Origin of the sequence: Lysobacter enzymogenes (genome assembly GCF_023617245.1) — a bacterium.
GTDB classification, from domain to species: domain Bacteria; phylum Pseudomonadota; class Gammaproteobacteria; order Xanthomonadales; family Xanthomonadaceae; genus Lysobacter; species Lysobacter yananisis.
The window spans coordinates 1,877,169-1,895,468 of the sequence record NZ_CP067396.1 but is presented as its reverse complement, the minus strand read 5'-3'; the positions used below and the strand labels follow the sequence as shown (position 1 = coordinate 1,895,468).

Annotated in this window: 19 protein-coding genes; 5 read left to right on the top strand and 14 right to left on the bottom strand. The window is 69.5% G+C overall.

Annotated elements, in window-relative coordinates; translation table 11 throughout:
* Positions 1–148: 148 nt before the first annotated feature.
* From JHW41_RS07880 to grxD, 5 genes are all read right to left on the bottom strand, one after another.
* Complete coding sequence (locus JHW41_RS07880) at positions 149–898, bottom strand: sulfotransferase family protein (protein ID WP_206744972.1); 750 nt, start codon at positions 896–898, stop codon at positions 149–151.
* 340 nt (positions 899–1,238) lie between these two features.
* A complete protein-coding gene (locus JHW41_RS07875) occupies positions 1,239–4,475 on the bottom strand; it encodes a TonB-dependent receptor (RefSeq protein WP_241833769.1) in 3,237 nt (1,078 codons plus the stop codon).
* Between the two features lie 540 nt (positions 4,476–5,015).
* A complete protein-coding gene (locus JHW41_RS07870) occupies positions 5,016–5,609 on the bottom strand; it encodes a YhgN family NAAT transporter (RefSeq protein ID WP_057948396.1) in 594 nt (197 codons plus the stop codon).
* Between the two features lie 10 nt (positions 5,610–5,619).
* The gene (locus JHW41_RS07865) at positions 5,620–6,378 is read right to left on the bottom strand and encodes an SDR family NAD(P)-dependent oxidoreductase (protein WP_057948397.1); all 759 of its coding nucleotides are present in this window, start codon (positions 6,376–6,378) and stop codon (positions 5,620–5,622) included.
* Positions 6,375–6,698 carry a Grx4 family monothiol glutaredoxin gene (gene grxD, locus JHW41_RS07860; RefSeq protein ID WP_057948398.1) on the bottom strand — a complete coding sequence of 108 codons (324 nt, stop codon included), beginning with the start codon at positions 6,696–6,698 and terminating at the stop codon, positions 6,375–6,377. The genes JHW41_RS07865 and grxD overlap by 4 nt, the downstream gene beginning before the upstream one ends.
* 207 nt (positions 6,699–6,905) lie before the next feature.
* On the opposite strand from grxD, the gene JHW41_RS07855 reads away from it, so the two are divergent.
* A complete protein-coding gene (locus JHW41_RS07855; RefSeq protein WP_057948399.1) occupies positions 6,906–7,484 on the top strand; it encodes a superoxide dismutase in 579 nt (192 codons plus the stop codon).
* 238 nt (positions 7,485–7,722) lie between these two features.
* Positions 7,723–8,235, top strand: coding sequence for a hypothetical protein (locus JHW41_RS07850; RefSeq protein ID WP_250449547.1), 513 nt, complete (start codon positions 7,723–7,725; stop codon positions 8,233–8,235).
* A 103-nt stretch (positions 8,236–8,338) separates the two neighbouring features.
* Here the strand turns inward: JHW41_RS07850 and JHW41_RS07845 are convergent, their stop codons facing one another.
* The 3 genes from JHW41_RS07845 to purE are packed head-to-tail and all read right to left on the bottom strand — an operon-like array spanning position 8,339 to position 10,607.
* Positions 8,339–8,887, bottom strand: a complete 549-nt coding sequence (locus tag JHW41_RS07845) for a hypothetical protein (RefSeq protein ID WP_250449546.1) — start codon at positions 8,885–8,887, stop codon at positions 8,339–8,341.
* A 47-nt stretch (positions 8,888–8,934) separates the two neighbouring features.
* Positions 8,935–10,074 carry a 5-(carboxyamino)imidazole ribonucleotide synthase gene (locus JHW41_RS07840; protein ID WP_078997912.1) on the bottom strand — a complete coding sequence of 380 codons (1,140 nt, stop codon included), beginning with the start codon at positions 10,072–10,074 and terminating at the stop codon, positions 8,935–8,937.
* The gene (purE, locus tag JHW41_RS07835; protein ID WP_250449545.1) at positions 10,071–10,607 is read right to left on the bottom strand and encodes a 5-(carboxyamino)imidazole ribonucleotide mutase; all 537 of its coding nucleotides are present in this window, start codon (positions 10,605–10,607) and stop codon (positions 10,071–10,073) included. Before purE ends, JHW41_RS07840 begins: the two co-directional genes overlap by 4 nt.
* A gap of 64 nt (positions 10,608–10,671) precedes the next feature.
* On the opposite strand from purE, the gene JHW41_RS07830 reads away from it, so the two are divergent.
* From JHW41_RS07830 to JHW41_RS07820, 3 genes are all read left to right on the top strand, one after another.
* The gene (locus tag JHW41_RS07830) at positions 10,672–10,941 is read left to right on the top strand and encodes a Trm112 family protein (protein WP_057948404.1); all 270 of its coding nucleotides are present in this window, start codon (positions 10,672–10,674) and stop codon (positions 10,939–10,941) included.
* The gene (gene nadC / locus JHW41_RS07825) at positions 10,938–11,816 is read left to right on the top strand and encodes a carboxylating nicotinate-nucleotide diphosphorylase (protein WP_250449544.1); all 879 of its coding nucleotides are present in this window, start codon (positions 10,938–10,940) and stop codon (positions 11,814–11,816) included. Before JHW41_RS07830 ends, nadC begins: the two co-directional genes overlap by 4 nt.
* A gap of 61 nt (positions 11,817–11,877) precedes the next feature.
* A complete protein-coding gene (locus tag JHW41_RS07820; protein ID WP_057948406.1) occupies positions 11,878–12,201 on the top strand; it encodes a DUF3301 domain-containing protein in 324 nt (107 codons plus the stop codon).
* Positions 12,202–12,592: 391 nt separating this feature from the next.
* Here JHW41_RS07820 and JHW41_RS07815 read toward each other — a convergent pair whose 3' ends face one another.
* From JHW41_RS07815 to JHW41_RS07790, 6 genes are all read right to left on the bottom strand, one after another.
* Positions 12,593–13,087, bottom strand: a complete 495-nt coding sequence (locus JHW41_RS07815) for a ClpXP protease specificity-enhancing factor (RefSeq protein WP_078997916.1) — start codon at positions 13,085–13,087, stop codon at positions 12,593–12,595.
* Positions 13,088–13,283: 196 nt separating this feature from the next.
* Positions 13,284–13,919, bottom strand: coding sequence for a glutathione S-transferase N-terminal domain-containing protein (locus tag JHW41_RS07810; protein WP_057950207.1), 636 nt, complete (start codon positions 13,917–13,919; stop codon positions 13,284–13,286).
* A gap of 177 nt (positions 13,920–14,096) precedes the next feature.
* Positions 14,097–14,870, bottom strand: coding sequence for a cytochrome c1 (locus tag JHW41_RS07805; RefSeq protein WP_057948407.1), 774 nt, complete (start codon positions 14,868–14,870; stop codon positions 14,097–14,099).
* Complete coding sequence (locus JHW41_RS07800) at positions 14,863–16,122, bottom strand: cytochrome b (protein WP_057948408.1); 1,260 nt, start codon at positions 16,120–16,122, stop codon at positions 14,863–14,865. Before JHW41_RS07800 ends, JHW41_RS07805 begins: the two co-directional genes overlap by 8 nt.
* Before the next feature lie 3 nt (positions 16,123–16,125).
* Positions 16,126–16,746, bottom strand: a complete 621-nt coding sequence (gene petA / locus JHW41_RS07795; RefSeq protein WP_057948409.1) for a ubiquinol-cytochrome c reductase iron-sulfur subunit — start codon at positions 16,744–16,746, stop codon at positions 16,126–16,128.
* A gap of 415 nt (positions 16,747–17,161) precedes the next feature.
* The gene (locus JHW41_RS07790) at positions 17,162–18,172 is read right to left on the bottom strand and encodes a lytic transglycosylase domain-containing protein (protein WP_250449543.1); all 1,011 of its coding nucleotides are present in this window, start codon (positions 18,170–18,172) and stop codon (positions 17,162–17,164) included.
* Between the last annotated feature and the right edge of the window lie 128 nt (positions 18,173–18,300).

Sequence of the window (18,300 nt, the reverse complement as noted above, 5' to 3'; positions counted from 1 at the left end):
CTCCGGTATCCGCGCGCGGTCGTCCCGGCGCGGCCGCGCGGCCGGCGCGGCGACGGGTTCTCCCATGAAAAACGGCCGGGACAGGCCCGGCCGTTTCGCCCTCCTCGGAACCGGCGCCCGCCCCTGCCGGGCGGGCGCGCGGCCGCGCTCAGTGCGGCAGGTAGCCCAGGCTCTGGCAGACCTCGCGCAGCCGCGGCGGCACGCTGTCGCCGGCCGGCAGCTCGCGCGAGGCCTGGATCCGGCCCGAGTGGATGCGCTCGCTGTTGTCGCCGAGGAACACCTTGAACGGACCGTGGTCGACCCGACCGTACTCCATCATCTCCGGCTCCCACTCCAGCCCCAGGAACCGGCAGATGTCCTGGGTCACCCGCGCGGGGTCGGCGGTGAGCTCCTCGTAGCGCACGGTCAGGCCGGGCAGCGCCGCGCGCGCCTGGATCACGCCCGACAACTGCGGCAGCAGCATGGTCTGCGCCGAATCCGGATTGCCCCAGCGTTCGTTCTGCTCGCCGAAGCGTTCCTTGAGTTCCTGGCCGAGCGCGCCCTTGGCCGCGGCCAGCATCGAATCGAGCACATGGCTGGGATGGCGGACCAGGAAGATGAAGCGCGCCTGCGGCCAGCACTGCGCCAGGCGCTGCCAGCGCAGCGCGTTGGCCGGGGTCTTGTCGACGATGGTGTGCTTGCCGCTGGCGGCCAGCAGGCGGTGCAGCATGCGGTCCCACAACAGGTGCTCGACCTCCGCCAAGTCCAGGCCCATCGCTTCCATCGAGACGTTGGCCTGGAGGGTGTCGAGCTGGACCTGGAAATCCGGCAGGTGCAGCTCGTGCGGCGCGCAGATGCGCGAGTGGGTGTCGAGCACGCAGCGCAGCAGGGTCGAGCCGCTGCGGACGGCGGAAATCACGAAAACGGGCGAAGCGACCAGGCGCGAAGGCGCCGGCGTAGCGGTGGTTCTGTCCATAGCGATTGTTTCTCCAGTGCGCGGACATTCATTGGTGGCGTCAATCAATGCGTTGCGGCGTTGCGGCGTTGGCGGACGGCATCCCTCCCCTGGCATGGAAGCCCTGCGCGCGCAGGGCGGAACGGCCGAGCGGCGGCCGCAGCCTTGCAATCATCGCCCGAGATTGCTGCGAACGTGCGACCGAACAGCGGCCGATCGGCCCGCGCCGCGAGCCGGCCCGACCCATAAAAAAAGACAGCCGGGCGAACCCGGCTGTCTTCGGTGGAGCGTTCGATCGCGCGGATCAGAACTTGTAGCGGAAGCCCAGCTGGACCGACCACTGCGACACGCCGACGTTGAAGCCGTCGGCGTCGGCGTTGGCCACGGTCGGCGCGTCCGGGGTGTTGAAGTTGTACACGTACTTGCCGTTGTACATGCCCTGGATCGCGGCGACGCGCTGGCTGGCGAAGAAGCCGTAGTCGTAGATGTGGCCCCAATCCTTGTTGATCAGGTTGCCCACGTTCTGGATGTCCAGCCAGATCTCGGACTTGTGGTCCTTGAAGAAGCCGGGCAGTTCCTGGCTGATGCGCACGTCGAAGGTGTTGACCCAACGCGCGCGGCCGGCGTTCTGCGGCGCGGAGCGGCCGGCGTAGCGGCCCAGTTCCGGGTTCGAGGCCAGCCAGTCGAAGAAGCGCTTCTCCATGGCCGGGTCGGCGGTGAACTGGCCGGCCGGGCTGAGCGAACCGAACAGCACGTCGCCCGGGCCGCTGGGCACGTAGAACAGGTCGTTGCCCGAGCGGTTGTCGCCGTTGACGTCGTTGGAATAGACGTAGCTGAAGGGACGGCCGCTGCGGCCTTCGTACACCAGGCCGATGCGGGTCTCGTAGTCGCCGAAGAACTTATGCTTCCAGTCCAGGGTGCCGATGATGCGGTCCTTGATCTGGTAGCGCGAGGTCGAGGCGGTCTCTTCGTTGGCGTCGAACAGGTAGTTGTAGTTCCAGCCGGAGGTCGCGGTCGAGCTGGTCAGGCCGCTGACTTCGGTGGCGTGGGTGTAGGTGTAGGCCAGGCTCCAGGACCAGTCGCTCTCGACGCCGAAGGGCTTGCTCAGGCCGACGGTGAACTGCTGGGTTTCGCCCTTGTCGGTGTTGTCGAGCAGCAGGACCTGGTCGAAGCGGCGGTCGCGCGCGAAACGGTTGTTGCCCGACGACCACGGACGGTTGCGCAGGTTCGCGGCCTGGCTCCAGAACAGGTCGCGGCCGTCCGGACCCTCCGCCTGCGGCGTGCCGAGGTTGAGGTTGCGGTAGAACAGCGCATTCTTGACCTTGGTCACCAGCAGCTCGGCCGAACCGACCACGCCGTACCACGGCAGCTCATGCTCGAACGCCAGGTTGGCCTTCCACACCGACGGCTGCTCGAAGTCGGGGTTGATGACGTTGACGTTCTGCAGCTGGCTGCCGGCGCGCGACGGGATCGGCGGGTTGAGGCCGTCGCCGTTGAACTTCAGGTTCTGCCAGTTCTCGGTCGACGCCAGGTTCTGCGAGTACTGGATGTAGTTCAGGCCGGTGGTGTTGTAGGCGTTGGTCAGCCACACCTGCGGCGACTCGCCCTGGAACAGGCCGAAACCGCCGCGCAGCTGGGTCGGGCGCTCGCTGTCGAAGGTGTAGTTGAAGCCCACGCGCGGCTGGATCAGCCACTTGGAGTTCAGCACCTTGCGGGTGTCGTAGCCGAACACCTGCTGGACCAGCGGGTTGTAGTCCGGGTTCTTGTTGACTTCCGGCTTGTCGGCGCGCAGGCCGAAGTTCACCGTCAGGTTGTTGTTGACGAACCACTCGTCCTGGATGAACAGGCCGTACTGCTTGTACTTGAACGCGCCGGCGACGCTGTCGATGCCCGCGCCCGGCTGCGGGGTGCGCACGTCGTACTTCAGCCAGCGGCCGGCCTGGTAGTTGTCCAGGCCCCAGAACTCGTACACGCCGTAGACCTGCGGTCCGAACAGGTTGTAGACGTCGTTGTTGCTGTAGTCGAAGCCGAACTTGACGTTGTGGTCGCCCAGCGCCAGGGTGCCCGAACCGAACGCGTTCCAGGTCTTGGTGTAGAGCTTGTTGGCCTGCGAGTTGGTCTCGGTGCCCAGGAACAGCGAATCGCCGCCCGGGTTGCCTTCGGTGCCGCCGAACCAGATGCGCACGCTAGGCGCGGTGCCCGGGGTTTCGCGCACGGCCGAGTAGTCCCGGTAGGAGACCTTGAACTCGGTGGAGAAGTTGTCGGTCCAGTCGCTGAACAGCTGGCCGACCCAGCTCTCGACCGACTTGGTGTGCTGGTACCAGTACGAGTTCAGCGAGATCTGGCTGCTGTTGATGCCGTTGATGCGCAGCTTGCTCTGGTCGAGCTTGCTGTAGCGCAGGCTGGCGCGGTGCGCGTCGGAAATGTTCCAGTCGATCTTGAGCGCGTACTCTTCCAGGTCGGTGTTGCCCGAGCTGCCCAGGCCGCCGGCGTCGAAGCCGTAGCCGCTGGAGATGGTCTGCGCGCGCGACAGGTCGTTCTGGGTGATGACCGCGCCGCGGCGGCCCAGCGCGCTGCCCGGGATGTCGGCGCCCGGAGCGGCCTGCTTGAACTTCTCGTAGTTGGCGAAGAAGAACAGCTTGTCCTTGACCAGCGGGCCGCCGAAGGTGGCGCCGTAGGTCTCTTCCTTGTCGAAGCCGTTGAACTTGGTGTCGGTCGGATCCTTGCCGAACCAGCCGCCGTCGCGGTAGCTGCCGTAGATCGAGCCGTGGAATTCGTTGGTGCCCGACTTGGTCACCGCGTCGACCACCGCGCCGGTCGCGCCGGTGATGGTGACGTCGTAGCTGGCCAGGTCGACGTTGATGCCTTCGATGGCTTCCATCGACACCGGCTGGCGGCGGGTCGGCATGTTGTTGCCTTCCAGGCCGAAGGTGTCGCTGGCCGACACGCCGTCGATGCGGATGGCGTTGTAGCGCGGGTTCTGGCCGCCGGCGGTGATGCCGCCCTCGGCGCGGTTGACGTAGGCCACGCGCGGGTCGAGGCGGACGTAGTCCTGGATGTTGCCGCCGATCGAGGGCAGCGCCTCGATGGTCTGGCGGGTCACGTTGGTGCCCGAGCCCATCTTGGTCGCGCTGAACAGCTCCGAGCCGCCGGTGGCGACCGCGGTGACCGCGCCCAGGGTGGTCACGTCGGCCGGCGACAGCGCGGCGTTGATGGTGTTGCTCTTGGCCAGATCGAGGTAGACGCCGTCCTCGGTCTTGGTGCCCTCGCCTTCCTTGGTGATGTTGATCGTGTACGGACCGCCGACGCGCAGGCCGCGCGCGTTGTAGCGGCCGCTGGCGTCGGTGGTGGCGCGGCTGACCGTGCCCGACTCGACGTGGGTGATGGTCACTTCGGCGCCGGCGACCGGCTGGCCGCTGGCGCTGGTCACCGTGCCGTTGACGCCGGCGGAGGTGGACTGGGCGAACGCCGGTGCGGTGGCGAGTACGGCGAGCAGGCCAAGCGTGAGCTTGGACATGCGGACGCGGTTCTGATAGGTCATTACGATGGCCTCGGTACAGTGGAATGCGTGGCGGAGTCGGCCGGCCGGCGCGGCTTCGCGCCGCGCTCGTACCAGGTCCGTTTTATGGCTAGCCCCTAGACCCGCGCGGCGCCGTGGCCGCCGGGGTTAACAGCAGTTTAACAGGCTAGGGAGGGTGTGTGACAGAGACGTGACCGGCATCAAGCCTTGTCACACGGTGACTGCGTCCACACCTGAACTGCCATGCAGCGCAAAGTTGTATAAACCACCGCCGCGCCGCGTCCCCATGCGCTTGCGAATGGGCGCCGGCCTACATACGCCAGGCACCGGATCGCCACTCGAAATCGCGGACCGACGCCGCATCGCGGCACGCGCATGGCGCGCGCATCCCACCGTTCGTCGGCAACCCGGGCGGATGGGGCCGGTCGCCGCGGTTTCATCGCGGCCCGGCGGCGGGGATCGGTTCCAGCGAGCGGTGGCCGATGGCCCGGCCTCGGACGACGTTGATCCATCCCTGGACCACCGGGTTCGGACGACCCGGCTCCCCCTCCGGGGCTTCGCTTACGGCGGCCCCGGCAGGTAAGAACCCAGGCCATCGAGGATCATCTGCACCGAAATCGCGACCAGCAGCATGCCCATCAGGCGTTCGATCGCGATCAGCGCGCGCCGGCCGAGCAGCTTGTAAAGAATGGTCGCCGAGAACAGGATCGCCGCGGTCGCGCCCCAGGCGATCAGCAGGGCCAGGCTCCAGTCGCCGAGCCGGGCCGGATCGTTGCTGCCCATCAGCATCACCGCGGCCATGCCCGAGGGGCCGGCCACCAGCGGGATCGCCATCGGCACGATGAAGGGCTCGCCGTCGGGGATCTCGCCCATCAGCCCTTCCGGCGGCGGGAAGATCATGCGGATGCCGATCAGGAACAGCACGATGCCGCCGGCGATCGACACCGATTCCTGGCGCAGGTGCATCAGTTCCAGCGCGTACTTGCCGCCCCACAGGAACAGCATCAGCACGCCGAGCGCGATCAGCAGCTCGCGCGCGAGCACGATGCGCTGGCGCTTGGGCGGCAGCCCGCGCAGCAGGCTCAGGAACACCGGGATGTTGCCGAGCGGGTCGAGGATGATGAAGAGCAGCAGCGCGGCCGAGGCGATGGTCATGGCGGCGGGCTCAGGCGTGCGGCGCCCAGACCGTGCCGCGATGGCCCGCGCCGGCGGCCGACAGCAAGGTCACGCAGGCCTGGGCGTAGGCCGAGGGCTCGCGCGCGGAGCGGTCGCTTTCCTCGACATAGGCGCGCGCGCGCAGCGGCGTGCGCATCGGCCCGGGACGCAGCCCGGCCACGCGCACGCTGGAATTGCCCAGCTCGGCGTGCAGGATCCCGACCAGCGCCGCGAGCCCGTGCTGGGCCGCGCCGTAACCGCCCCAATAGGCCTGGCCGACCCGCGCGGGATCGTCGAGCGCGAACACCAGGGCGGCGTCGCCGGCCTTGGCCAGCAACGGCAGGCAGGCCTGCGACAGCCACCACGGCGCGGTCAGGTTGACGTGCACGGCGCGCGCGAACGCGGCCGGATCGGTCTGCAGCAACGGGGTCAGGCCGGGGAAGTCGGCGGCGCAATGCAGCACGCCGTCGAGGCGGCCGAGTTCGGATTCGATCCGCTGCGCCATCTCGGCGTAGTCGTCGGGCTGGGCGCCTTCCAGGTCGAGCGGGTACAGCAGCGGCTCGGGCCCGGCCTGGGCCGCGGCGTCGTAGACCCGGTTCAACTTCGGCAGCTTGCGCCCGAGCAGGACCACGGTGGCGCCGGCGGCGGCGGCGGCCACCGAAGCGGCCGAACCGAGCCCGCCGGCGGCGCCGGTGACCAGCACCACGCGTCCGGCCAGCGCCTGCGCGCCGGCCTGCGGATCGTTCGAGCGGGCGGCGGCTTCGGTCACTGCGACTGGGTCTCGCTGATCATGCGCGCCAACTCGCCGGACTCGTACAGTTCCAGGGTGATGTCGCAGCCGCCGATCAGCTCGCCATGGATGAAGAGCTGCGGGAAGGTCGGCCAGTTCGAATAGCGCGGCAGGTTGGCGCGGATCTCCGGATCTTCGAGCACGTTGACCGTATGCAGCGCGGTCGCGCCGGCGGCCTTGAGCGCCTGCACCGCGCGGCTGGAGAAACCGCACATCGGGAACTGCGCGGTGCCCTTCATGAACAACACGACCGGATGGGACTCGACCTCGGTCTGGATCCGTTCGATAACCGACGACATGGGCACTGCTCCTGACGAGGTTTGTTGCCGAGTTTGACGGTTCGGCAACCTTGGGTGGGGATAGAATATGAATTGTAAGCCTTCGCGGCGTCGCCGACGCGCCCGTTCCCGGAACCCAACGGTCCACGACCGCGCGGTCCCGGGCCTGGAGCGCCGGCCGCGGCGCCCTCCGCTAGCCAGCCCCCTCGCATCTCCAGGAGCCCGCCAATGGCCATCGAATTGCCTGCCCTGCCGTACGACCGCACCGCGCTGGAGCCGACCATCTCGGCCGAGACCATCGACTACCACTACGGCAAGCATCACAAGGCCTACGTCGACAACCTCAACAAGATGATCGAAGGCACCGAGTTCGCCTCGCTGTCGCTGGAAGAGATCATCAAGAAGTCGCAGGGCGGCATGTTCAACAACGCCGCCCAGATCTGGAACCACACCTTCTATTGGAACTGCCTGTCGCCGAAGGGCGGCGGCGAGCCGACCGGCAAGCTGGCCGAACTCATCAACAAGGCCTTCGGCGACTTCGCCAAGTTCAAGGAAGAGTTCACCAAGACCGCCGTCGGCACCTTCGGCTCGGGCTGGGGCTGGCTGGTGCAGCGTCCGGACGGTTCGCTGGCCCTGGTCAGCACCCCCAACGCCGCCACCCCGCTGACCGGCGAAGACACCGCGCTGCTGACCTGCGACGTGTGGGAACACGCCTACTACATCGACTACCGCAACGCCCGCCCGAAGTACGTCGAGGCGTTCTGGAACCTGGTCAACTGGGACTTCGTGGCGTCCAACCTCAAGTAAGCCGCCGCGTCTACGCGATACGAAGAACGGCCGGGGAAACCCGGCCGTTTTTCGTTGCCCGAGAATCCGTCCCGCTTTTGTAGGAGCGGCGCAAGCCGCGACCGCGCCACCACGCCAACGACGCCCCTCCCCTCGCTCGCACCATCCGCCAGACCTCGACGCGACCACGCTTGCGCAACCGCAGCCCCCACGCGCAAGCTCGTCCCGCCGCACTCCGCGGCCACCCGGACCTGTTTTCATGGCCTCGCCGATCGCCGCCACCGCCCCGTACTGGGTCCCCGCGCTGTCGATGCTGATGATCTACCGCCGCGTCCGCCGCAACTTCGGCGTGCAGCCGTGGCGGCCGGTGCGCAGCGGCATCCGCCTGGGCGTCCTGGTCCTGGTCGCGGCGATGCTGTGCGCGCTCGGCGCGTTCCAGCCGTCGCTGGCGCTGGGCCTGGGCATCGGCGCGACGCTCGGCGCCCTGCTCGGCTTGCTCGCGCTCAAGCACACCCACGTCGCCTGGCGCGACGACCAGCGCACCTACACGCCGAACCCGTGGATCGGCGGCGCGCTGACCGCCCTGCTGGTCGGCCGCATCGCCTGGCGCTACACCCACGAAGGCTTCGCCGCGACGCAGGCGCCGAGCGCGCTGACCATGGGCATGGCGACGGTGCTGATCGGCTATTCCCTGGCCTATGTCATCGGACTGATGGTGCAGATGCGGCGGCTGGCGGCGGAACGCGCCGCGACCGATCCGCCGGCGCCCTGATCCGTGCCCTGATCCGTGCCCTGGTCCGTTTCCTGATCCGTGCCCTGATTCGTGCCCCGATCTGCACCCAGTCGGCGCCGTTGTTGGCGCAGCGCGGCGCGCCTCAGGCGCGCTCGAACCGGCAGCCCTGCGGCGCGAACCAACGCCAGCGGAAGTAGAAGCCCAGCCGCCCGCGGCGGTAGTCGCACACGGCGCGGTCGCCGGCGCGCAGCGCGTCGTATTCGGATCGGTCGATGCGCAGCGACACCACCGCGCCGCTGCGGGCATCGCGCACGCGCATGCCATGGATGCTCGCGCGGCCGGCGCTTTGCCAGCGGCCGACCACCTCGCCGCCGAAACTCGCCGGCCGGCTGCCGGCGACGGCGTTGACGGCCTGCAGGTAAGGCCAGGTCAGCGCGGCCAGCAAGGCCGCGAGCACGAACGGCGCCAGCGCCGCCGCCCACCGCGCCGAACCGCGGCGCCACCAGCGCCAATGCAGCGCCAGCGACAACGCGGCCAGCGACAGCCACGGCGCGAGCAGCCACCACAGCACCCGCCGGCTGTCGGGACTGCCGGGTTCGAACCGGCAGCAGGCCGGTTCGACGAACAACAGGCACAGCAGCGCGCCGATGAAGTAGACGAACACCAGCAACGCGGACGGCCCGGCCCGCACCAGCGACGCGGCAGCGCGCGGGGAGCGCGACCGCGTCGGAATGATGATCAGGTCAGCCTCGCGATCACCGGCGCGACCTGCTCCTGGCGGCCGAGCGCGACGCCGACCCGGGCCAGCGCCTGCGCCAGCGCCTGCGCCGAATCCGCGCGCACCGTCGCATGCCCGACCTTGCGCCCCTCGCGCGGCGACTTGCCGTAGTCGTGCCAGTGCCCGCCGGCCTCGGCCAGCACCGGCGCGGCGTCCGGCATCGCGCCGATCCAGTTGAGCATGCAGGCGTGGCCGAGCATGCGGGTGTCGCCCAGCGGCAGGCCGAGCACCGCGCGCAGGTGGTTCTGGAACTGCGAGGTTTCGGCGCCTTCGATGGTCCAGTGGCCGGAGTTGTGCACGCGCGGGGCCAGTTCGTTGGCCAGCAGCACGCCGTCGCGGCAGAACAGCTCCAGCGCGAACACGCCGACGTAGTCGAGCGCGTCGGCGAGCTTGCGCGCATGCGCGACCGCGGTCGCGGCCAGCGCCTCGTCGGCGACGGCCGGCGCGAGGCTGGCCGAGAGCACGCCGTCGACGTGCCAGTTCTCGGTCAGCGGCCAGGCGCGGAACTCGCCGTCGCGGCCGCGCACGGCGACCACCGACAGTTCGCGCTCGAAGCGCACGAAGCCTTCCAGGATCAGGCCGACGGTGTCGGCCTGGGCGCCGAGCGCGGCCCAGGCGGCGTCGGCGTCGGCCGCGGTCTTGATCCGGAACTGGCCCTTGCCGTCGTAGCCCAGGCGCCGGGTCTTGAGGATGCACGGCGTGCCGATCGCCGCCAGCGCGGCGTCGAGGCCGGCGCGCGAGTCGATCGCGGCGAAGTCGGGCACCGGGATGTCGAGTTCGCGGAACAGGGTCTTCTCGGCGAGACGATCCTGCGCAACGGCGAGCGCACGCGGGCTCGGGAACACCGGCCGGCGCTCGGCCAGCCAGCGCGCCGACTCGGCCGGCACGTTCTCGAAATCGAAGGTCGCCACGTCGATCTTGGACGCGAATTCGTCGAGCGCGGCCTGGTCGGTGTAGTCGCCGACCACCATCGGCGCGAACTGGCCGGCGCAGGCGTCGGCGGTGTTGTCCAGGACCAGGAAGCGCAGGCCCAGCGGCGCGCCCGACAGCGCCAGCATGCGGGCCAGCTGCCCGCCTCCGAGGATGCCGACGGTGGTCATTGGCGCGGATCGTCGTGGGCCAGCACCTCGTCGGTCTGGCGCGCGCGGAACGCGGCCAGCGCCGCGCCGATGGCCGGATACTCCGGCGCCAGCAGGGCGGCGGCGAACAGCGCGGCGTTGGCGGCGCCGGCGTTGCCGATGGCGAAGGTCGCCACCGGGATGCCGGCCGGCATCTGCACGATCGACAGCAGCGAGTCCATGCCGTTGAGCGCCTTGGACTGCACCGGCACGCCGAGCACCGGCACCGCGGTCTTCGCGGCCAGCATGCCCGGCAGGTGCGCGGCGCCGCCGGCGCCGGCGACGATCGCGCGCAGGCCGCGCGCGGCCGCCGATTCGGCGTACTGGAACAGCACGTCCGGGGTGCGGTGCGCGGACACCACCCGCACCTCGTGCGGCACGCCCAGGGCTTCGAGCTTGGCGGCGGCGTGCTGCATGGTCTCCCAGTCCGAGCGCGAGCCCATGACGATGCCCACGAGCGGGGCGGGACCGGCGGCGGCGGACGAGGGGCTTGGATCGGACGAGGCTGGGGACATGGGACGTGCCTTGGCGCAAAGACGTATTCTAACGCCCTGTCCCGTCGTACCGGCATCAAACCGTATGGATCGCAAACTGCTCGACCTGCTCGTCTGCCCGACCACCCGCCAACCGCTGCTGCCGCTGGACGGCCGCGGCCTGCAGGCGCTCAACGCCGCCATCGCCGCCGGCGGCGTGGTCCGCGGCGGCGGCGACGCCCAGACCCAGGCGCTGCGCGAGGCGCTGGTGACCCGCGACCGCAAGACCGTCTACATCGTCGACGACGGCATCGCCCTGCTGGACGCCGACAACGCCCTGGCCACCGCCCAGGTCGAGGGTTTCCCCGCCGCATGAACGCCGCCGCCCGCGACCTGACCCCGCCGCCGGCGACCGAGATCGAAGCCGACGTCGCCGATGCCCTGGCCGAAGACCTCGGCGGCGGCGACGTCACTGCCGAACTGCTGCCCGACAGCGCCGACATCGCTTACTTGTTGTGCAAGGAAGACGCGGTGATCTGCGGCCGGCCGTGGTTCGACGCCTGCCACCGCGCGCTCGACCCGCAGGTCGAGATCGACTGGAAAGTCGCCGAGGGCGACCGCGTCGCCAAGGGCACGGTGCTGGCGACCCTGCGCGGCCGTTCGCGCGCCCTGGTCAGCGCCGAGCGCGCCTCGCTGAACTTCCTGCAGACCCTGTCCGGCACCGCCACCGTCACCGCCCAGTACGTGGCCGCGGTGGCCGGCACCGGCACCCGCATCCTCGACACCCGCAAGACCCTGCCCGGCCTGCGCCTGGCGCAGAAGTACGCGGTGCGCTGCGGCGGCGGGGTCAACCACCGCATCGGCCTGTTCGATGCGGTGATGCTCAAGGAAAACCATATCCGCGCCGCCGGCTCGCTGGTCGCGGCGATCCGCCACGCGCGCGAACGCCATCCCGGGCTGCCGCTGATCGTCGAGGTCGAGACGCTGGACCAGTTGCGCGAGGCGCTGACCGAGGGCTGCGACCGCATCCTGATCGACGACTTCGACGCCGCCACCCGCCGCGAGGCGGTGCGGATCGCGCGCGCGGCGCCGTTCGACGGACGCATTCCGCTGGAGGTCTCCGGCGGCGTCGATCTCGACGGCCTGCGCGCGATCGCCGAAGACGGCGTGGACTGCATCTCTATCGGCGCGCTGACCAAGCATGTGCGCGCCATCGATCTTTCGCTGAAACTGGGACCGCCGCCGGGCTGACCGCATCGACCGGGGCGCCCGCCCCCTTGCGTTGCGCCGATCCCGCCGCCAAGAACACGCCATGCCTACCCTGATCCTGTTGATGATCTTCGGCGCCGCCGCGTTCTCGTTCTGGAGCGCCGGCCGCGCCGCCGCCGAACGCGCCGAAGTCGTCGGCCGCGACGCCTGCCGCGCGGCCGGGGTGCAATGGCTCGACCAGAGCGTGCACGCGATCGGCCTGAGGGTGATCCGCCGCGAGAGCGGCTGGCTCGGCTTCGAACGCACCTTCCGCTTCGACTACTCCATCGACGGCGAAGACCGCCACATCGGCCGGCTGGTGCTGCGCGGCGACCGGCTGGTGGCGTTCAGCGGTCCGGTCACGCGCGAGCCCTCGCAGTTGCACTGACGGGTCGGGCCAACCGAAGCGACGCAGCTCCGCCACCACGACCCGAAGCCGCACCTCCCCATGCCGTCATTCCGGCGAAAGCCGGAATCCATTTTGATCTCGCTTGTCTGTTTGCGGCGCAGCGCGAGCAGGAGCAGAAGCAAAATGGATTCCGGCTTTCGCCGGAACGACGGGCCGGTGGTGGGCGCGCCGTAATTGAACTGGCGCGGTCGCGGCTTGCGCCGCTCCTACAGGGGGCGGGTGCGACGACGCGGCGAGTGGAACGAGCGCGGCTATGAGGCCACGGCTGCGCCGCGGTACGCCCGCGAGGTCGCGGCTCGAGACGCTGCGACGGGAAGCGGGCGCGAGCGCGGGCGGCTCGCGGCGCCTGCGGCTCAGCTGGCGACCGCGGCTATTTGACGATGCGCAGGTGCCCGCCGCGGCGCGGCGTCGGGGTGTGCGGGCCGTCGTCGTCGCCGTCCGGCGGGTCGCTCGGCACGGCGCTGAGCTGCGGCGACGGCGCGGCCGACTCGGGCTGCTCGGAGGACGCCTCGTCGAGCGCGGCGTCTTCCAGGCTGGCGTCCTCCGGCAGCGCCATGCCCTGCCCGGTCTCGCGCGCATAGATCGCCAGCACCGCGCCGACCGGCACGTTGACCGGATGGCTGACGCCGCCGAAGCGCGCGCTGAAGCGGATGAAGTCGTTGCCCATTTCCAGGTGCGAGACCGCGCGCGCGGCCACGTTGAGCACGATCTTGCCTTCCTTGACCGCGTGCGCGGGCACCTGCACGGCCGGACGCGTGGCGTCGACCAGCAGGTGCGGGGTCATGCCGTTGTCGGCGATCCATTCGTACAGCGCCCGCAACAGATAGGGGCGGTGGCTGGTCATCGAGGTGCTGCTTTCGCTCATGCGCGCAGTTTAACGCCTGGCGCGCCCGGACAGAGGATTTCGCCGCGCATCGGCGCCGCGATCGCGCGTCCGCCCGGCCCGGTCCGCGTCGCGCGGTGCGGCCGCGCCCGGCCGCGCGCGGCGCCGTCTCCAAGCCGCCCCATGCGGCCCGCGCCGAAGCCGTCGCCGTCGCGGGCGACGCCCGCGCGGCCCGCGCTCACATCGGCATGTCGCGCAGCTTGCGTTCCTGGTCGGTCAGGCTGCGCGAGAAGCCCGGGTTGCGGAAGATGCGGTTGCCGTAATCCTCGATCGCCTTGGCGTCCTTCGGCAGCGGCACGTCGAGCGAGGGCAGGCGCCAGATGATCGGCGCCATGGCGCAATCGGCCAGGCTCATTTCCGGGTTCAGGAAGAACTTGCTGGCCTTGAACAGCGGCACCGAGGCGGTCAGCAGTTCCTTCAGGCGCTTGCGCGCGGCCTCGGCCTGGACCTTGTTGCCCATCTGGATCGCCTGCACCTGCGGCACCCAGTCGTGCTCCAGGCGCAGCATCGCCAGGCGCAGGCGCGCGCGCGAAAGCGGGTCGACCGGCATCAGCGGCGGATGCGGATAGCGCTCGTCGAGGTACTCGCTGACCACGCTGGCCGCGTACAGGACCAGGTCGCGCTCGACCAGGGTCGGCACCGAGTGATAGGGGTTGAGGTCGACGAGGTCTTCCGGCGGGTTCTGCGGATCGACCGGAATCAGGTCGTAGGTGACGCCCTTGGCCGCCAGCACCAGCCGGACGCGGTGGCACAGCACGCAGTCGGTAGACGAAAACAGAGTCAGGGCATTACGCATACGGGGGCTCGCCGCCATCATCGACCTCTCCAACGACCGGAATCCGCCAGTCGCAAGACGCCCTCCACCCTGTGTGGAAGGTCGTCACGGCCTCGAGCCCGCACACCCCGGCTTTGCGCAGATTGCCGGCTCGCCAGACCGTCAACCCTAACGGAAAACCCGCGCTTGTGGCGCGGGTTTTCCAGGCGAACTACGTCAATGTTCCACGTCGCGCCAGTACTCGGTCTTCAGCAGGTAGGCGAGGAAGGTGAACAGAGCGAGGAACAGGATCACCCAGACGCCGAGGCTCTGGCGCTTGAGCGCCGCGGGTTCGCCGGCGTACTCGAGGAAAGCGGTGATGTCGCGGGTCGCGGTGCGGAAGCCGGCTTCGTCGAGCTTGCCGGCCTGCTCGATCTTGAGGCCGTGCACCGGACGCTCGCCCGTCGCCTTGTCCTTCTCGCCGTACTCGGCGTGCTGCAAGCCCTGCAGCTCCCACAGCGGGTTGGGCATGGAAGCGTTCGGGAACAGCTTGTTGTTCCAGCCCAGCGGCCGCGACTCGTCCAGGTAGAACTGGTTGAGGTAGGTGTAGACCCAGTCGCTGCCGCGCACGCGGGTGATCAGGCTCAGATCCGGCGGCATCTTGCCGAACCACTGGTTGGCGTGTTCCGCGGTCAGGTTGACCTGGATCTGCTCGCCGAACTTGGCGCCGGTGAAGTTGAGGTTGTTCATCACCTCGTCTTCGGTCAGGCCCAGGTCTTCGGCCATGCGCGAGTAGCGCAGGTACTTCAGCGAGTGGCAGCCCGAGCAGTAGTTCATGTACAGCTGGGCGCCGCGCTGCAGCGACGCGCGGTCGCTCAGGTCGGTGCCCGACTGCAGCAAGTCGCCGCCGCCGGAGGCGTAAGCGGTGACCGACACGAGCAGGCCGGCGACGAAAGTGGCGAGCTTCTTCACGATGCGGGTCTTCCGGAGAGGCTGGCTGTGGTTAGTCATGCATCGTCACCCGTTCCGGGACCGGCTTTGTTTTGTCCAGCTTCGTCCACACCGGCATGGTGATGAAGAAAGCGAAGTACAGGAAGGTCAGCACGCGGCCGATGACGGTCTCGACCGGGTCGGTGCCGGGGCCGGCGCCGATCTTGCCCAGCCACACGAAGCACACCGCCAGCAGCATCAGCATGAACTTGCTGATCAGGCCGCGGTAGCGCACCGACTTGACCTTGCAGCGGTCCAGCCACGGCACCAGGAACAGGATCGCGATCGCCAGGAACATCACGATCACGCCGCCGAGCTTGTCGGGGATCACCCGCAGCATCGCGTAGTACGGGGTGTAGTACCACACCGGCTTGATGTGCTCCGGCGTCACCAGGCGGTTGGCCTCGGTGAAGTTGTCGTGCTCGAGGAACCAGCCGCCCATCGCCGGGGCGAAGAAGATGATGAAGGCCGCCAGCATCAGGAAGAAGCCGACGCCGAACAGGTCCTTGACCGTGTAGTACGGATGGAACGGGATGGTGTCGATCGGCTTGTTGGCGTCCCAACGGTTGCCCTTCGGACCGTGCTTGGTGTCGACGCCCTCGGGGTTGTTGGAACCCACTTCGTGCAGCGCGCCCAGGTGCAGCACGACCAGCAGCAGCAGCACCAGCGGCAGCGCGATCACGTGCAGGGCGAAGAAGCGGTTGAGGGTGGCGTCGCCGGGCAGGTAGTCGCCCATGATCCACTCGGTCAGGCCGTTGCCGATCACCGGGATCGCGCCGAACAGCGAGATGATGACCTTGGCGCCCCAGAACGACATCTGGCCCCACGGCAGCACGTAGCCCATGAAGGCTTCGGCCATCAGCACCAGGTAGATCAGCATGCCCAGGATCCACACCAGCTCGCGCGGCTTCTGGTAGGAGCCGTACAGCAGGCCGCGGAACATGTGCAGGTACACGACGATGAAGAACAGCGAGGCGCCGGTGCTGTGCATGTAGCGGATCAGCCAGCCCCACTCCACGTCGCGCATGATGTATTCGACCGACGAGAACGCCTCGGCCGCGGACGGCTTGAAGTGCATCGTCAGGAAGATGCCGGTGACGATCTGGTTGACCAGCACCAGCAGCGCGAGCGAACCGAAGTAGTACCAGATGTTGAAGTTCTTCGGCGCGTAGTACTCGCTCATGTGCTTGCGGTACATCGGCATCATGCCGGGCGCGCGGTCGGTGACCCAGCCGAAGACGTTGTTGGCGGTACGCGTGAGGATGTTGGCCATGGCTTATGCCCCCTTCGCCGGATCGACGCCGATCACGATCGTGTTGTCGTTCTCGTAGTGGTGCGGAGGCACCAGCAGGTTGATCGGCGCGGGCACGCCCTGGAACACGCGGCCGGCCATGTCGAAGCGCGACTTGTGGCAGGGGCAGAAGTAGCCGCCCTTCCATTCCGGGTCGAACGGCTCGGGCCGGATCTCGGCCTTCATTTCCGGCGAACAGCCCAGGTGCGTGCACAGGCCGACCAGGACCGAGATGTCGGGCTTGAGCGAGCGCAGTTCCGGGCTCGCCTTGAACACGTACTCGGGCTGCTGGTCCTTGTTCTCGGACTTGGGATCGCGCAGGTGGCCGTCCAGGGTCGGCAGCGCGTCGAGGATCGCCTTGGAGCGCTTGACGATCCAGATCGGCTGGCCGCGCCACTCCAGGATCAGGCGTTGGCCTTCGGCCAGCCCGGTGATGTCCGCGGTCACCGGCGCGCCGGCGAGCTTCGCGCGGGCGCTGGGATTCCAGGACTTGATGAAAGGCACTGCCACAAAACCGGCTCCGACCGCCCCGACCACCGCGGTGGTGGCGGTGAGGAACCGACGTCGGCCCGTGTTGATAGGATCGTTGACCCCTTGGTTGGCCATCCGGCACTCCGCGAAATCTGCAATGCGAGGGTAACGCCGCACAACCCGGAACCGATGGCTATAAACCAAACACAACCACTGGCGAAAGGCTGGCGGCTCAAAAGACGGGGAAGTGTAGCGGAACCGTTAAGGGCGCGACAATCCGCGCTCTTGCAAAACCGCGACCGGCCCCGCCCGGACGCGACCGCGCGCACAAGCCCCGGATTCGCAAGGCGTTTGCGCGCGGCGCCCGGCCGCGCCGCGCGCGCGGCCGGGGCTCCGGCGCGGCCGCGGCGCGCGAACGGCTTTGCCGAGGCGGCGCGCCGGCTTGGCCGGATCGGCGCGGGCGGCGTGCGCCGCAGGGGGATTCGCACCAGGACGTTCGGGCCGCCGGGCGCGCCCGGCACGGATGCGCGGCGCCGATGCGGCGCCCGGCTCAGCGCTGCACCACGCCGGCGGAACGGTAGCGCTGGGCCAGCACCGCGACGCGCTGGACGTAGCGCTGGGTCTCGGAATACGGCGGCACGCCCTTGTACTTGTCGACCGCGCCCTCGCCGGCGTTGTAGCCCGCCGAGGCCAGGGTCAGGTCGCCGTTGAAGCGCTTGAGCAGCCAGGCCAGGTACTGCACCCCGCCCTGGATGTTCTGGCTGGCGTCGAAGGCGTTGCCGACGCCGAAGCGGCGCGCGGTGGCCGGCATCAACTGCATCAGCCCCTGCGCCCCGGCGCGCGACAGCGCATTGGGGTTGTAGGCCGATTCGGCGTGGATGATCGCGCGCACGATCGCCTCCTCGACCCCGTGCTGGCGCGCGGCCGCGGCGATCTCGGCCGAGTAGGCCGCGGTGTTGAGCCGCAGCGTGCCGAAGTTGACCCCGGGCCGGGCGGCGCAGGCGAAGCAGGTCTCGATGAAGCTGTAGCGGATGGTCCGCATCTGGGTGGCGTTGGCCAGCCCCTTGGGCCGCTTGCTGACGTAGTGGCGGACCCCGTCCTGGACGTAGGAATAAATCTGGCCCTGGACCAGCCGGGTCGGCGCCTGCCCCGGCGCCGCCGGGACCGGCGCCGCGGCGGGCGCGGACGCGACGGCCGGAGCCGGCGCGCTGGCCGTGGCGGCGCCGCTGATGCCGCCGGCGACCATGGCCGCGGCCGCGCCGGCATAGGTCGCCGGCGGGTTGCTGTGGGCCGAGGCCGGAATCGCCGCGTCGCCGCCGGCGCCGACCGAGCCCATCGCCGGTGCCGGCTTGGGCGGGGCGTAGGCCACCGGAGTGGGATCGCGCGGGCGGCTGGCCTTGCTGGTGTACTGGCTGACGACGGTGCAGGTCGCGCCCTTGACCTTCTTGCTGACGTAGCTGCGCTCGCCGCTGGGGCTGTCGCAGCGCCAAAGCGTACCGGCCGCCGCCGGCGCGAACGCCAGCAACCCCAGTACCCCCAGCAGCAGCGAGCTCCCCCTCATCCGGCCCAGTGTCCCCTGCCCGGGCCGACACTGCCAAGGGGGCCGGCGCAGAATGTGACGGGGGCCGCGGCTTGGCTGGGATCGCGGCGGCTGGCGGTATACTTCTAGGAGCGAGCGTGGAGGAGCGA